The following is a 13303-nucleotide window of genomic DNA, read 5'->3' as shown; positions in this document are numbered from 1 at the left end:
GGCGTCAGGTGTTCACGCCGCCGTCGATGGCGAAGCCCGCACCGGTGATGAAGCGCGCCTCCTCGCTGGCGAGATAGGCGACGAGCCCGGCGATATCCTCGGGCTGGCCATAGCGCGGGATCGCCATGCGCGCCCGCTGGGCGTCTGCGCCGGGGCCGCCGGCCGGGTTCATGTCGGTATCGGTCGAGCCGGGATGAACGATATTGACCGTGATGCCGCGCGGGCCGAGATCGCGCGCCAGCCCCTTGGTGAAGCCGATCAGCGCCGCCTTGCTCATCGCATAAAGCGTGACATTGGGCTCGACGACCCGGTCGGCAAGGCACGAGCCGGTCGAGATGATCCGCCCGCCCTCGCCCAGATGCGCCGCCGCAGCCTGCGATGCGAGCACCACGGCGCGGACATTGACGGCGAGCGTCGCGTCGATATCGGCGAGGCTCCACTCCGCGACCGGCCCGCCGCGATAGATGCCGGCATTGTTGACGAGGATATCGAGCCCCCCGAGCGCCCTGGCGGCATCATCGACCGAGCGTGTCACGGCCGCAGGGTCCGCGCTGTCGGCGGCGATGGCGAAGCCCTTGCGGCCGAGCGCCTCGATCTCCGTCACGACGGCGGCCGCCTTGTCGGCGGAACGCTCATAGGTCAGCGCGACATCGGCTCCCTCGGCAGCGAGCCTGCGGGCGATGGCGGCGCCGATTCCGCGGCTGCCGCCGGTGACGAGCGCGCGCTTTCCGGCAAGGCGTGACATGGCAAACTCCATTTATGTGATGATCGATACATAATACATGCTGTGCTTGCCTGAGACCGTCAAGGGAAATATATAATGACCGTCACAAAATAATTTCGGGGAGGCGAACTCATGGCCGAGCGCGGCCGCCCACGCAGTTTCGACCGGCAGGCGGCGCTCGAGCGCGCCATGGACGTCTTCTGGGAGCGCGGCTACCAGGCGGCCTCGATGAACGACTTGACCGAGGCGATGGGCATCAATTCGCCGAGCCTCTACGCCGCCTTCGGCAGCAAGGAGGAGCTTTATCGCGCGGCCATCCACCACTTCGCCGCGACCGAGAGCGACGACATCCTCGCGCCACTGCAGAACGAGCCGACGGCGCGCGCGGCGATCGAGGGCTATCTCATGGCGAGCGCCAGAACCTTCACCCGCCCCGGCCGGCCGCCCGGCTGCATGGTGGTGCTCTCGGCGGTGAACGCCGTCGGGGTCGGCGACGAGACCAGCCGCATCCTGCGCGAGATGCGAGCCGGCAGCGTCAGCATGATCGAGGAACGGCTGCGGCGGGCCATAGCCGAGGGTGAATTGCCGGCCTCGCTCGATCTACCGGGGATCGCGAGCTACTACGTCACCGTCCAGCAGGGCATGTCGATCCAGGCGCGCGACGGCGCCTCGCGCCCGATGCTGGAGACGATCGCCCAGGGCGCCATGGCCGCCTGGGACAGCCTCACCCGGCCACTAGCAGCCGCCTGAGGAGCGGCGTTAACGCCTCGCTGAGGCTGATTCCAGGCTTTCCTTGTCGTTGCGGCAGATCGCGGCATCCTGTCGGCAACCGGGAGACCGTCCTCATGCGCCGCATCGCCGCCCTCGCCTGCCTGCTCGCGACCGCCACCTTGCTGCCTGTCCAGGCCGAGGCCGCCAAGTTCCGTTCCGGCGGGCGCAGCTCCGGCTCATCCGCAACGACCAGCCGGAGCGTCGTCGTCGTACCCGGCATCGCCGCGGGCGCAAGCCGCGCGCAGGCCGCAACCGGCAAGCCCGAGCGCGTGCCTTTCCCCCCGGCCGCAGCCCATCAGCAGCGCGAAGAGCCTTTGCCCTTGCGCCTCTCGGCGAACGGCGAAGCCAAGAAGCCGTGGTGCCAGACGAATGTCGTGGTCAACGGCTTCTGCATGATGAACTGAACGGCCCGTCGCTCAGGCGCGGCTGACGCGCCCCTCCAGCGGATAGGCCGGGTCGCTGTAGCCCGGCGTCGAGGGATGCCCCGCCGGGACGAGCCGGTCGATCAGCGCCTCGTCCTCCGCGTCGAACCCGGCATCGAGCGCGGCGAGATAGGCCTCCCACTGCTCGAAGGTGCGCGGCCCCGCGATCGCCGCCGTGACGAAGGCATTGTTCAGCACCCAGCGCACCGCGAACTGGATCGGCGTCAGCCCCTTGCGCGCGGCATGCTCCTTGATCGTCTGGGCGATGATCAGGCTCTCCTCGCGCCATTCCGCCTGCATCATCCGTCGGTCGCCGCGCCCGGCGCGCGTACCCTCCGCCGGCGCCTGGCCCGGCGCGTATTTCGCGGTGAGAACGCCACGCGCCAAGGGTGAATAGGACGCGACGCCAAGGCCGAAATAGCCGCAGGCCGGCAGATGCTCGACCTCCGGCATGCGGTTCATCGCGTTGTAATAGGGCTGGCTGACGACGGGCCGGTCGATGCCCAACTCGTCGCAGAGCCGGCAGATCTCGGCCAGCCGCCAGGCGCGATAGTTCGAGACGCCGAAATGCCGGATTTTCCCCTGCCGCACGAGATCAGCGATCGCATGCACCGTCTCCGCCAGCGGCGTCGTGTGATCCTCCTTGTGGAGGTAGTAGATGTCGATGGTCTCGGTGCCGAGTCGGCGCAGACTGTCCTCGCAGGCGCGCAGGACCCAACGCCGCGACAGCCCGCCATTCATCGGCCCCTGTCCCATCACGTTCGCGACCTTCGTCGCCAGCACCCAGTCATAGCGATGGGCGGCGATGGCACGGCCGGTGACTTCCTCGGAGCGGCCCTCGTTATAGACATCGGCCGTATCGATGAAATTGATCCCGGCCTCGCGCGCGCTGTCGATGATGCGGCGGGACGTCGCCTCCTCAGTCGGGCCGCCGAACATCATCGTGCCCAGGCAGAGCGGCGAGACCTTGAGGCCGGAGCGGCCGAGACGGCGATAATCCATGGCTGACATCCTCGAACAGGGTGACCAAGCCTGCCGCAGCGCAACGCCATATGCCAGCGCCCGGCACGCAGGCATGCTCTGCATGGCGCAGCCGGCCGGCAAGGAAATGCTTAATCTTTCGTGACAGGGTGATGCGTCGCCACATGGTCATCAGATGAATCTCGCCCAGCTCGTCAAGAGCCAGACCCTCGCCACCCTGCTGCAAGCGCTCGACGCAGGCGGCGAGCTGACGGCTGGCCGGACGGTGCAGGCGCGACTCGCCTCGCTGGAACCGGACGGCACCGCGACCGCGATGATCGGCGAGACCAAGGTCGCGCTCGTCCTTGCCGGCCCGCAGGCCAAGCAAGCGGCCATACAACCGGGCGCCACGCTCATGCTGCGGCTCGATCCGCCCGAGCAACCCGGCGGCGACCTGCGTGCCACGCTGGTCGAAGTGCGCCCGCCATCGGCAACATCCGGTCAATCTCAGCCGCAACCGGCCCCCGCGCCTCAACCTGCGCAGCCAGCCGTGCCTTCGGCTTCGACGATGGCTCCAGCCCGGCCGAACCCGGCAGCCGTCCCCGGTGCTGCACCACAACCTGCCGTCGCGCTGGCACCTACAGTCGCACAGGCTGCGCACCCGCCCTCCCCGGTAGCGGTGCAGCAGGCCTTTCTGCAGCAAGCTCTGAAAACGCTGGGCCTCCCGGCAGCGCAAACCGCTACCACGCCTGCGACCTCGACCGCCGCTAACCCCGCGTCACCGACAGCCGCTGCGTCCTCTGCTGCTCCCGTCATCACGGCCGCGACCGCGCGCGCCATCGCCGGTCCGCTGCTCGGCCCGATGCTGCAACAGCAGGCCGGCCTCGCCCCGCTCTTCGCCAATCTGCGCGCGATCGCGCAAGGCTCGATCTCGCTGGCCTTGCCGAAGACCCTGCCGCCCGCCATCCAGCAGGTACTGGCGCAGGCTGTTCCCGCCGAGCGGCAGGCGCCCACCGCGGCGAAGCTGAAGGAAGCCTTCCGGGCGTCCGGGCTCTTCCTCGATGCCCGGCAAGCCGCAGCACTGCCCGCACCCCGACAGGGCGACCTCAAGGCCACCCTGCAGGCGTTGCGCGAAACCTTGCTGCCGATCATCGACGCCCTCTCGCCGGACCCGAAGGCGAGCCGTCATGAGCATGGAAACGCTCCGGGAGCGGAGCAGCAGGCCGATCTCGCCTCTGCCGATCAACCAGCTCGCCTCGCTCCGCCCCGACGCGACGGCCCGCTCGCGCCGCAGCCGGCGGTCGAGCCGTCGCTGACGCCGGGCGAGAAGCCGCTCGCCATCGCCGAGACCCTGCTCGACCAGACCGAGGCCGCGCTCGACCGGATCAAGCTGACGCAATATGCCTCACTGCCACTGGAGCCCGCCCGGCAGGATGGCACGCAAGCAGCGCAGCGCTGGCTCGCCGAGATCCCGCTCGCCTTTCAGCAAGGTGTCTCGATGCTGCCGCTTCAGGTCGAGCGCGAGCCGCCGCGCCGCGATGCGCAGGGGGTGAGCCCACCGGTCTGGCGCATCCGCTTCGCGCTCGATGTCGAGCCGATGGGTCCGCTCCAGGCCGTCGTCACCTTGCAGGGCCGCGATGTCGGCGTCTCGATCTGGGCCGAGCGCGAGGAGACCAGCCAGCTCCTGCGCGGCGCGGCGCCCGGCCTCGAAGGCGCTCTGCTCGATGCCGATTTCGCCAGCAGCGCTATCGATATCCATACCGGCCAGCCGCGCGTGATGCAGCCGACCGCCGGCCAGTTCCTGGACCGCCTGTCATGAGCGCGCCGCAACCACCCCGCATCGCCGTCGCGCTCGAATATGACGGGCATGGCGCGCCGCGCGTCACCGCCAAGGGTCGCGGCGAGCTGGCCGAGCGCATCGTCGAGACCGCCAGGGAGCATGACGTCGCGGTCGAGCAGAACGCCATCCTCGCGCAGGCGCTCTCGGCGGTCGAGCTCGACGACCAGATCCCGGAAGAACTCTATCGCGCGACCGCGCAGGTGATCGCCTTCGTCCTCTCCCTGCGCGGCGAGCTGCGCCGGCCGAGCCGGGACGGCCATCGGTCTTGAGCACGATCGTCGTCAGGCGCCTCGGTCCCACCGCCTACGCGGAATTGGGACAGGTTTTCGCGGAGCTCGCCCGCCACGCGCTCGAGCCCAATCCGCATATGGCGCCGGCCGCCGTCTCGGCCGCGACAGCGCTGGTGCCGGAGGAGGAGATCGTCGTCCTCTGCGCCTGGCTCAGCGAGGCGCTCGATTTCGAGCAGCTCGTCGGCGTCTGGGCCTTCCGGCGCGAGAAGGGCTGGCGCAGCGGCTTCTCCGCCGCCCTCGCCTCGCCGCTCGTGCCGCTCTACGAGGTCTCCTCGCTGCCGGTGCTCGACCGCGACCATGCGGCGGAGGCGGCGCGCGCGCTGATGCGCTACCTCCTCGCCTCGCGCGACCTGCCGCATACGTTGTTGCTGCCGCTGCTGCCTCTGGACGGGCCTTGCTACGCCGCATTGGCTGAAGCCTGTCGCCAGACCGGCAGCGCGATCTCGACCTATGAGCGCTGGATCCGCCCGATCATGATCCCGCGCCCGGACGACAATTTCGAAGCCTATCTCAGGCGCGCGCTCGGCTCCTCCTATAAGAAGCGGATGCAGCAGTTCCGGGCGGTGGGGAAGCAGGGCGCCCTCACCTTCCGGCGCAGTCGCGGTCGCGGCGCGTTGGAGGCGCTCGACGCTTTCCTCACCCTCGAAGCTTCCGGCTGGAAGGGCGAGGCCGGAACGGCCATCGCCTGCCTGCCCACCGACACAGCCTATATCCGCCATCTGGCCGAGCTTAGCGCGGCGGACGACACCCTGCTGATCGACACGCTGCTGCATGACGGCCGCGTGATCGCGATGGGCCTGCTGATCGAGAGCGGCAATCGCCGGCATTTCCTCAAGATCGCCTATGACGAGACGCAGAGTCGCCATTCGCCCGGCCGGACGCTGGCGATCGCCATGCTGCAGGCCGATTTCAACGGAACGCCGCCCGCCTTCTTCGACAGCGGTGCCGGCGAGGGCGTCGATGCCGGCACCTATGTCTGGGGCGAACGCCGCGAGATGGCCAACGCGATCATCCGCGTCGGCCCGGGTCGCCCGGGCGCGGCGGAGATCGCGGGCTTCAGCCGGCTGTGGCTCCGGCGCCTGCGGGATGCCGCCCGAGCCCGATCCGCCCGAGCAGCCAGCGGCCGACCTCCGGCTTGAAGTGCAGGGTGTCGAGCCAGTAGCGCGACGACGCCTTTCCGGGATCGAAATCCTCGAACGGATGGTCGGAGACAAAATCATGGAACGGCAGGCCGCGACGTGCGGCCAGCGAGGCAAGGTCCTGTCGCCAAGCCGCCAGTTCCGCTCCGCGACCACCTGCCTCGATGAGATGTCGCTGCGCCGCGCTCATCGGCGACAGGACGATGGTGATCTCCCGCCCCCTTAGCAGGTCGAGAGTCCGGTCGAGGTAATCAAGGTCACCCGACCGGTACGCCATCGCCGCGATATTCTGCTCGCGCGTGATCCTGCCCACGAGCTCGGCATCGAAATCCGGCGTCGCCTTGTAGCCGTCGCCATGCCAGAGGCCGGGCTCCGCCCGTAGGCTGCGCCGACCCAGCAGATTGTCGATCACCTTCGGATTGAGCACGACCGAGACCAGCGCCTCGCGGCGCCCCGCTACTGTGGCGAGCTTGCGATCGATCGGCGGCGGCGGTGGCCAGGCCGTGAACATGAAATAGTCGAGTTCGATCACCACGCGTCTGACGCTGCCGACATCGACGGCCAGCGCCGCGAGCACCGGCAGTTCCCGCGCCATCAGCGCGGAGAAGCCGGCATTGTAGACTTGGCCGACCGCGGCGGAGACGTCGCGCGGATCGAGCCCGCGATAGACCACGGACGAGCCGATCAACAGCGTCTGCGGCTTCAGCCTGGCGATCTGGAGCGGCTTGATCAGGCGCATCTCGACATCGAGCAGGCGGCTCGCACCCACGCCGTCGCGGGCCCAGGGCGGGTTGTCCCGGAAGACCCAGTAAGGATCGCGCCAGAGCGTCAGCGCCGCCAGCAGCCCGGCCGCGAGCACCACCGTCGCCGCAAAGCAGGCGGCAAAGCTGCGGGCGTCCGAAGAACGGGACAGGGCGGCGGCGAGGCGCATGGCGCTGCGCTACAGCATCGAACCGGAAAGTGGAAACCGCTTTTCCGGGTTATTCGATGCGATGGCGGGATGGGTCGGCCCGCCGCTGCGAGCCGGCTTGACCGTCCCTCCGCCCCCGCCGATACAGCAACCCTGCCTGCTGGAGAAAGCCGATGAGCGCGACCGCCCGGATTGGAATCGTCACGGTCTCCGACCGCGCCTCGGCTGGCATCTACGCGGATGAAGGCGGGCCAGCCATCGATGCCTATTTCAGGAAGGTGCTGACCTCCCCCTGGGAAGCTGTCGCGCGCGTCATCCCCGACGATCGCGCGGTGATCGCGCAGACACTGCGCGAGCTCGCTGACAAGGAGGGCTGCTGCTTGATCGTCACCACCGGCGGCACCGGCCCGGCCCCGCGCGACGTCACGCCTGAAGCGACCGAGGATGTCGTCGAGAAACCGATGCCCGGTTTCGGCGAATTGATGCGTCAGGTCAGCCTCGCCAAGGTACCGACCGCGATCCTCTCGCGCCAGACGGCCGGCATCCGCGGCAAGTCGCTGATCGTCAACCTGCCCGGCCGCCCCCGCGCCATCGCCGAATGCCTTGACGCGGTGATGCCGGCGATCCCCTATTGCATCGACCTGATCGAAGGGCCCTGGCTCGAAACCGATCCGGCGGTGATCGCGGCATTCCGGCCGAAGAAGTGAGATAGCCCCGGTTTTCGGAACAAGGAGGCTCAGCCCGCCGCCAGCTCCCGCCCGATCGCCTGCACGAGCTGCGGCGAGAGCGGATCCGTCCCGGCCGGAAAGCCCCCGAGCAGCGCGCCGTCGCGTCCGACAAGGTATTTGTGGAAGTTCCAGCGCGGCGTATCCGCCGGTCGTTCGCTTGCCGCCCAGCGATAGAACGGATGCGCCTCCGGCCCGCGCACGACGGACTTCTCGACGAAGGCGTAGGTCGCGCCATGGCTCTGCCGGGCGGCCTCGGCAATGGCGGCACCCTCCAACGGCTCCTGCCCGCCGAAATCATTGCTCGGCACGGCGACAAGCATCAGGCCGCGCGCCTGATAGCGCTGCCAGAGCTGCTCCAGCGTCGCCATCTGCCCGGCATAGCCGCAGCGCGTCGCCGTGTTGACGACGAGGATCGGCCGGCCGCGGTAATCGGCGAGCGGCATCCGCCCGCCACCCGGCTTGTCGAAGCCGAAGGCATGGGCGCCGGTGAGGGCCTGCGCCGCGGTATCGCGGGAGACCAGGCCGACAGCGGCAGCTCCGGCAATCCCGGCGACGATCTGGCGGCGCGACGGCAACATGGCTTCTCTCCGGTTCGACAGCCGAACGGGCGGCATCATGCCCCAAAGCAAAAAGCCCCGCAGCCGGCCGGCGCGGGGCTTCGCTTCACGATGGCGAGACCGGAAGGCCTCGGCAACTAACTCTCAGCAGGCGAGAACCTTCTTCACCCGCACTTCGAGATCGCGCAGCTCGTAGGGCTTCACGACATAATGGTCGGCGCCGTTGCTGGTCGCCTCGTCCATCTTGTCGACCGAGCGCTCGGAGGTCGCCATGATGATCTTGATCTGGTTGAGTTCCGGCACCGAGCGGATCGCGCGCAAGAGGTCGATGCCGCTCATGCCGTCCATGTTCCAGTCGAGCAGCAGCAAGTCGTAGCGTTTGGTCTGCATCTTCATCAGGGCTTCGCGGGCATTCTCCGCCTCGTCGATGTCCTGGAATTCGATCTGCTTGAGGAAATAGGTCGCCAGGCCGCGCATGCTCTTCTGGTCGTCGACCACCAGGATGCGGTATTCGCTTCTGGCCTTTGACATCTTACTCTCCTTACGCGGTGCGCAGGTTCGGCTTCTCGCCGATCAACTGGCTGACCGCGGTACCAATCTGTGTGAGTGGAACGACCCGCTCGGTCGCTCCCAATTCGTAGGCCGCTTTCGGCATCCCGTTTACCACGCAGGTTTCCCCGCTTTGGATTAACGTCTCGGCGCCGGCTTTGCGCATGGCTAACAAACCGTCAGCGCCGTCGCGCCCCATGCCAGTGAGCAGGATGCCGACCGCATGGCTGCCGACGCTGCGTGCCACGGAATGGAACATCACGTCGACGGACGGCGAATGACCGCTGACCAGCGGCCCCTCGCGCAGCACGCAGACGAACTCGCCACGCCGCTCCTCGATTTCGAGATGGCGCGGACCGCCGGGCGCCACCACGGCCATGCCGGGCCGCAGCTTATCACCGTCGGCCGCTTCGCGCACGTCGAGACCCGTCGCGGTGGCAAGCCGCGCCGCGAACTTGGCCGTATAGCCCGACGGCATGTGCTGCACGACGACGATCGGCAGCCTGAGATGCGCGAGATCCCGCATCACCGTCTGCACGGCCGGGACGCCGCCGGTCGAGGCGCCGATCGCGATCAGCGAGGTCTTGCCGCTGCGCGCCGGCTCCCGCGACGGGACGGGCGCGGCCGGGCGGGCCGGTGCGGCGGCGGCCATCTGCGTCATCTGCCGGGCGGCGGCGATCATCTTGCGGCTGGCCGCGGCGCGCTGCAGCGCCGCGACGAGATGCTTCATGAAGCCGTCGAGCGTATGGGTCGTGCCATCCGGCTTCTCGATGAAGTCGATGGCGCCGAGTTCCAGCGCCTGGATGGTGTTGTCGGCGCCCGGCCCGCCGAAGGCCGAGACGATCAGCACCGGCAGCGGGTCCTGCTTGAGGACGCGCGCCAGGAGCTTCAGACCGTGCCGGCCCGGCAGTTCGAGGTCGAGCGTCACGACGTCGGGACGGAGCTCCTGGATGGCGTCCCAGCCCTCCTCGGCGCTGCCGGCGACGCCGATCACCTCGAAGCCCGGCGCTCCGTTGATGATCTGCGTCATCAGCTTCTGCATCAGGATGGAATCGTCGACGACGAGAACCTTGACCGGGCTTGCGGAGGATAACGGCATGCTCATCACCAGACCTCCACTTCACCGGCCACCGGCTGCGTCTTGAGCCGGTTGAGATAGGCGATTTCCTGCTCGTGGCCGCTGTCGCGCGCGGTCGGCTGGACATGCTGCACCCAGGCCCGGCCCGTGGAGGGCTGGTAGTGGATGCGCCGCGAGCGCGTGCCGCCGACATCCCGCGAGACCACCGGGATGCCCTCGACCTTCAGGAACTCGTTGACGAAGGTGATGTTGCCGTCGCCGATCGCGAGCATCGTGGCGCCCGAGAGCACGCGCGCCCCGCCGAAGACCTTCGCCTCGAAATTGCTGCGCTTGGCGCCGCGCTTGAGCAGGTCGTTGATCAGCACTTCCATGGCGGTGTCGCCATAGCGCTCGCCGGCGCTGGGATCGGCATTGCCGTTGTTCTTCGGAAGCAGGAAATGGTTGAGCCCGCCGACGCCGGCGATGGGGTCGCGCATGCAGACCGAGACGCAGGAGCCGAGCACCGTCGCGACGATCTCGTCCTTGGCGGAGGTGATCTCGTGCTCGCCCGGCGCGACGGTGATGATCGTCGCCTGGAAACGTGGATCGAAATAACGGCGGGAGGACCGGGAGACGCTCATGCAGTCCTCTCGTAGATGGTGCGGCCGATCAGGCGCAGTTTCGGGTGCGGCTGCGGCAGCGATTCCGAATGCCCGAGATAGAGGAAGCCGCCTGGCGCCAGCAGCCCCACGAAACGGTCGAGGATCGAGGCCTTCGTCTGCGTGTCGAAATAGATGAACACGTTGCGGCAGAAGATCACGTCGAACGGGCCGCTCATCGGCCATTTCTCGATCAGGTTCAGTCGCTTGAAGGCGATCATCCGGCGCAGGTCCTCGACGATGCGGGCCTCGTTTCGCCCTGCCCCGCCTTCGAGCTTGAGCAACGGCTTCACGTCGCCCGGCAAGCGCTCGAACAGCTCGGCCGGATAGATGCCGGCCTCTGCCCGCGTCAGGATATCGGTGTCGATATCGGTCGCCAGGATCTTGAAATCGAGATCGCTGCGCGACCCCATCACGTCGCGGCAGTATGCGGCGATCGAATAGGGCTCCTCGCCCGAGGAGCAGGCCGCCGACCAGATGCGGATGCGGCCGCGCCGGCCACTGCGCTCCTGCAGAAGCCGCGGCATCACATCCTTGCGCAGATGGTCGAAATGGTGGCGCTCGCGGAAGAAGGCGGTGTGGTTGGTAGTCACCGCGTTGATGAGCTCTGGCAGTTCGCCCGCCGCCTGAGGCGTCTTGAGGAAGGCGCAGTATTCCGCGACCGAGTTCATGCCGAGCGCCTTGACGCGCCGCGCCAGGCGGCCGCGCGTCATCGCCTCCTTGTGCTCCCGGATGACGATGCCGGCCTGCTCATAGACCAGCGTCGCGATGAACTTCATGTCGTCGCGCGTCAACGTGACGTCGGCCAGCGCGGGCTGGGCCAGGGCGAAGGGATTGGGCGAGGCGGCTCTGGTCATCTCTCAAATCCCCATGCGGCCGCCGGCAGCGACGCGGCGAGGCTGCGGCTGCAATTGCGGCGACGGTATCGTCCGCGACGGCTGCGTGGCCGTCGGCGCCACGTTGCGCCGCGGCGGCAACGCGCCGCCGGTCACGGCATGGCCGCCGCTGAACGCTTCGACATAGGCGTGCAGTGCTGCCGCCTGATCGGCGAGCTCGGCCGCCGCTTCGGCACTTCGCGCGGCCAGGTCGCTGTTGTGCTTTGTGCCCTTGTCCATCTTCGCGACGCTGCGGCCCATCTCGCCGGCGCCTTGCGCCTGCTCGGTCGTCGCGCTGGCAATCTCGGAGACGGTTGTCGAGACCTTGCCGGCCGCGGCGACAATGCGCTCCAGCGCCGTGCCGGTCTCGCGGACGAAACCGACGCCCTCGGCGACCTGCCCTTTGGACGAGGCGATCAGGCCTCTGATATCCTTGGCGGCCTGTGCCGAACGCTGCGCCAGCGAGCGCACCTCGGAGGCGACAACGGCGAAACCCTTGCCGGCATCGCCGGCGCGCGCCGCCTCGACGGCAGCGTTCAGCGCCAGCAGGTTGGTCTGGAAGGCGATCTCGTCGATCACGCCGACAATCTCGGAAATCTTCAGCGACGAGCTTTCGATGCGCCCGATCGCATCGACGGCGCGGGCGACGACACCCTGCCCCTGCTGCGCGACGCTCATCGTCTCACTGGCGATGTCGCCTGCTTCGCGGGTGCGGATGCTGCTGCGCCCGACCGAAGCCTTGACCTGCTCGGCTGCGGCCGAAGCTTCGCCAAGATCGGCCGCCGCCTGCCCAGCTCCCGCCGCAAGCTCCGTCGTCGCCGCATCGACCTCCGCCGCGGCGTGCGAAACCCGGCCGGCGCTGTCGCGGATGGTCGCGAGCGTCGCGCCGACATGGCTGAGCGCCTCGTTGAGGCTGTCCTGAAGGAAACCCAGGCTGCCCTGATGGGTCACCGGGATGTGGCGATTGAAATCGCCTTCAGCCACGCCCGAGACGGCATGGGCCATCTGGTCGAATGTACCTTCGAGCAGCGCGTTGATCCGGTTCAAGCCTTTGACCGCATGGCCGAGCGGCAGCGGTTGCCCTTCCGACGACAGACGACGGGAAAAGTCGCCCGCTTCGGCAGCCTCGACCAGCGTCACGATTTCAGCGGCGAGCTTGAGGTCACCGGTCATCTCGCGCCATTCCACGGCCGTGCCGAGACTGCGGCCGTCGCCGCGGGCGATCGCGGTCAGGGTCAGGCAGATCGTGCGACGGCCGAGCGTCAGGCGCACCGGCTGGCCGCCGAGCGGCTGGTGCTCGCCCTGTACGCGCTCCATGACGCGGCCCAGCATGTCCTTGGCGGAACAGCCCGGAAAGGCGGCACGGAAATCCTCCTGTGCCTCGCCGAAAAAGCGCAGCAGCGCCTTGCTGACATAAACGACGCGGCCGTCGGGGTCGCAGAGCATGACGCTGGCCCGGCCATGGTCGAGTGCGGCGCGCAATCGCTCTGCTTCCTGGCCCTGCTCGTGGATGGCTGCCAGCGCGCGCGAAAGTTCCGCGCCTTCACCGGGACCGGATGGATCGGGAAGCGCGATTTCCCCGCCTTCGGCGAGGCGGGCGGCAGCTGCGGCGCTGCGCGCGAGCGGGCGGGTCGCGCCCCAGGCCGCGAGGCCGCCGAACAGCGCGACCGCCGTCACCGCGGCAACTCCCAAGGCGGGAGCGCCAGCGACGGCGGCATAGGATGCCAGGCTTCCGGCGAGCGCGGCCGAACCGGCGGCGAGCAGCGGCTGGCTGACCGAGAGACGTGAGAAGGGGCCGAGCGCGCTGCCCATATGGTTCGAT

Annotated in this window: 16 protein-coding genes; 7 read left to right on the top strand and 9 right to left on the bottom strand. The window is 68.6% G+C overall.

What is annotated here, in order from left to right; all coding sequences use genetic code 11:
- Nucleotides 1-4: 4 nt before the first annotated feature.
- Nucleotides 5-745 carry an SDR family NAD(P)-dependent oxidoreductase gene (locus AC6RIC_RS09765; protein WP_499736022.1) on the bottom strand — a complete coding sequence of 247 codons (741 nt, stop codon included), beginning with the start codon at nucleotides 743-745 and terminating at the stop codon, nucleotides 5-7.
- Nucleotides 746-856: 111 nt separating this feature from the next.
- Here AC6RIC_RS09765 and AC6RIC_RS09760 point away from each other — a divergent pair, with 111 nt between their 5' ends.
- Entirely contained in the window at nucleotides 857-1474 is a 618-nt protein-coding gene (locus AC6RIC_RS09760; RefSeq protein ID WP_499736021.1) for a TetR/AcrR family transcriptional regulator, read from the top strand.
- A 95-nt stretch (nucleotides 1475-1569) separates the two neighbouring features.
- The gene (locus AC6RIC_RS09755; RefSeq protein WP_499736020.1) at nucleotides 1570-1899 is read left to right on the top strand and encodes a hypothetical protein; all 330 of its coding nucleotides are present in this window, start codon (nucleotides 1570-1572) and stop codon (nucleotides 1897-1899) included.
- A 12-nt stretch (nucleotides 1900-1911) separates the two neighbouring features.
- Here the strand turns inward: AC6RIC_RS09755 and AC6RIC_RS09750 are convergent, their stop codons facing one another.
- Nucleotides 1912-2919: an aldo/keto reductase gene (locus AC6RIC_RS09750; RefSeq protein WP_499736019.1), complete on the bottom strand. Its 1008-nt coding sequence runs from the start codon at nucleotides 2917-2919 to the stop codon at nucleotides 1912-1914.
- Between AC6RIC_RS09750 and AC6RIC_RS09745 the strand changes: the two genes are divergently transcribed.
- The 4 genes from AC6RIC_RS09745 to AC6RIC_RS09730 are packed head-to-tail and all read left to right on the top strand — an operon-like array spanning nucleotide 2918 to nucleotide 6146.
- Nucleotides 2918-3043, top strand: a complete 126-nt coding sequence (locus AC6RIC_RS09745) for a hypothetical protein (RefSeq protein WP_499736018.1) — start codon at nucleotides 2918-2920, stop codon at nucleotides 3041-3043. The genes AC6RIC_RS09750 and AC6RIC_RS09745 overlap by 2 nt on opposite strands.
- 30 nt (nucleotides 3044-3073) lie before the next feature.
- Nucleotides 3074-4696 (top strand): flagellar hook-length control protein FliK, encoded by a 1623-nt coding sequence (fliK, locus tag AC6RIC_RS09740; protein ID WP_499736017.1) that lies wholly within the window; start codon nucleotides 3074-3076, stop codon nucleotides 4694-4696.
- Nucleotides 4693-4986: an EscU/YscU/HrcU family type III secretion system export apparatus switch protein gene (locus AC6RIC_RS09735; RefSeq protein ID WP_499736016.1), complete on the top strand. Its 294-nt coding sequence runs from the start codon at nucleotides 4693-4695 to the stop codon at nucleotides 4984-4986. The genes fliK and AC6RIC_RS09735 overlap by 4 nt, the downstream gene beginning before the upstream one ends.
- The gene (locus AC6RIC_RS09730) at nucleotides 4983-6146 is read left to right on the top strand and encodes a GNAT family N-acetyltransferase (RefSeq protein ID WP_499736015.1); all 1164 of its coding nucleotides are present in this window, start codon (nucleotides 4983-4985) and stop codon (nucleotides 6144-6146) included. Before AC6RIC_RS09735 ends, AC6RIC_RS09730 begins: the two co-directional genes overlap by 4 nt.
- On the opposite strand, the gene AC6RIC_RS09725 is transcribed toward AC6RIC_RS09730, so the two are convergent.
- Nucleotides 6064-7077 carry a hypothetical protein gene (locus AC6RIC_RS09725; protein ID WP_499736014.1) on the bottom strand — a complete coding sequence of 338 codons (1014 nt, stop codon included), beginning with the start codon at nucleotides 7075-7077 and terminating at the stop codon, nucleotides 6064-6066. The genes AC6RIC_RS09730 and AC6RIC_RS09725 overlap by 83 nt on opposite strands.
- Before the next feature lie 152 nt (nucleotides 7078-7229).
- On the opposite strand from AC6RIC_RS09725, the gene mog reads away from it, so the two are divergent.
- Nucleotides 7230-7763 carry a molybdopterin adenylyltransferase gene (mog, locus tag AC6RIC_RS09720; protein WP_499736013.1) on the top strand — a complete coding sequence of 178 codons (534 nt, stop codon included), beginning with the start codon at nucleotides 7230-7232 and terminating at the stop codon, nucleotides 7761-7763.
- 29 nt (nucleotides 7764-7792) lie between these two features.
- Here mog and AC6RIC_RS09715 read toward each other — a convergent pair whose 3' ends face one another.
- From AC6RIC_RS09715 to AC6RIC_RS09690, 6 genes are all read right to left on the bottom strand, one after another.
- A complete protein-coding gene (locus AC6RIC_RS09715) occupies nucleotides 7793-8362 on the bottom strand; it encodes a glutathione peroxidase (protein WP_454656101.1) in 570 nt (189 codons plus the stop codon).
- 123 nt (nucleotides 8363-8485) lie between these two features.
- Nucleotides 8486-8872 carry a response regulator gene (locus tag AC6RIC_RS09710; protein WP_047578914.1) on the bottom strand — a complete coding sequence of 129 codons (387 nt, stop codon included), beginning with the start codon at nucleotides 8870-8872 and terminating at the stop codon, nucleotides 8486-8488.
- Nucleotides 8873-8882: 10 nt separating this feature from the next.
- Nucleotides 8883-9995: a chemotaxis-specific protein-glutamate methyltransferase CheB gene (cheB, locus tag AC6RIC_RS09705; protein WP_454656100.1), complete on the bottom strand. Its 1113-nt coding sequence runs from the start codon at nucleotides 9993-9995 to the stop codon at nucleotides 8883-8885.
- Nucleotides 9995-10588, bottom strand: a complete 594-nt coding sequence (locus AC6RIC_RS09700) for a chemoreceptor glutamine deamidase CheD (protein WP_454656099.1) — start codon at nucleotides 10586-10588, stop codon at nucleotides 9995-9997. Before AC6RIC_RS09700 ends, cheB begins: the two co-directional genes overlap by 1 nt.
- Nucleotides 10585-11463 (bottom strand): CheR family methyltransferase, encoded by an 879-nt coding sequence (locus AC6RIC_RS09695; protein WP_499736012.1) that lies wholly within the window; start codon nucleotides 11461-11463, stop codon nucleotides 10585-10587. Before AC6RIC_RS09695 ends, AC6RIC_RS09700 begins: the two co-directional genes overlap by 4 nt.
- Nucleotides 11464-11466: 3 nt before the next feature.
- Nucleotides 11467-13293, bottom strand: a complete 1827-nt coding sequence (locus tag AC6RIC_RS09690) for a methyl-accepting chemotaxis protein (protein ID WP_499736011.1) — start codon at nucleotides 13291-13293, stop codon at nucleotides 11467-11469.
- Between the last annotated feature and the right edge of the window lie 10 nt (nucleotides 13294-13303).

It is taken from the genome of Allobosea sp. TBD101 (assembly GCF_059817965.1).
Note: the sequence above shows the minus strand (reverse complement) of the source record. Positions and strands in the feature narration are given on the sequence as shown.